This is a genomic window from Mesorhizobium sp. M1A.F.Ca.ET.072.01.1.1, from assembly GCF_004023325.1.
Taxonomy (GTDB): Bacteria; Pseudomonadota; Alphaproteobacteria; order Rhizobiales; family Rhizobiaceae; genus Mesorhizobium.
The window spans coordinates 1-397 of record NZ_RZSF01000793.1; the positions used below are offsets into that span (position 1 = coordinate 1).

Here is a 397-nt window from a genome sequence, read left to right on the forward strand (position 1 = left end):
GTCGCGGACGACGCGCTCGAAACGGTCGAAATCGGCCTGGCGGTGGCTGGCCAGCGTCACCTCCACCAGCACGGTCGCCACCGGCGCCACCGCTCGCATGGCGACCGAGGCATGATAGCCCGAGACGATGCCCGCCTTTTCCAGCTTGCGCAGCCGCATCCAGCACGGTGTCGGCGACAGGCCGACCTTGTCGGCCAGCGCCAGCTTGGTGATGCGCCCGTCGCGCTGGATCGCGTCGAGGATCTTGAGGTCGATCGGGTCGAGTTTCACCGCGGTCATGGGCGTCCACTTTTTGCTGCCGCCACCATGGGGGCGCATGATTTCGATTGTCAATTGCACTGATTTCGATCTCTAATAAGTCATGACATTGTGGCAGCCAGATCCCACCCTCATTCGC

At 63.2% G+C, this 397-nt stretch carries 1 protein-coding gene; it reads right to left on the reverse strand.

All coding sequences use genetic code 11. The annotated features are described in order from the left end of the window. Positions 1 to 279 (reverse strand): Lrp/AsnC family transcriptional regulator (locus tag EOA32_RS38070; protein WP_145971549.1); only part of this gene is annotated, 279 nt, incomplete at its 3' end. Between the last annotated feature and the right edge of the window lie 118 nt (positions 280 to 397).